Consider the following 260-nt stretch of genomic DNA (forward strand, 5'->3'; position numbering starts at 1 on the left):
CTGCCGGACCTGGCGGCGCGCGTCTCGGGCTCGGCCGACAAGTTCAACAAGCGCGGGCGCAAGCCCTGGGCCTCGGTGAACTTCCTCACCGCCCATGACGGCTTCACCCTGCACGACACGGTTTCGTACAACGACAAGCACAACGAGGCGAACGGCGAGGGCAACCGCGACGGCCACTCGCACAACCTCTCGTACAATTACGGGGTGGAGGGCCCGACGGACGATCCCGAGATCCGTGCGGTGCGCCTGCGCCAGATGCG

The 260-nt window shown here is 67.3% G+C and carries 1 pseudogene; it reads left to right on the top strand.

Annotated features, from left to right (window positions below):
• Window positions 1–260 (top strand): annotated as a pseudogene (locus KZZ07_RS27090) (glycogen debranching protein GlgX); the annotation flags it as partial.

Source organism: Mameliella sp. CS4, from assembly GCF_019392335.1.
Taxonomy (GTDB): domain Bacteria; phylum Pseudomonadota; class Alphaproteobacteria; order Rhodobacterales; family Rhodobacteraceae; genus Antarctobacter.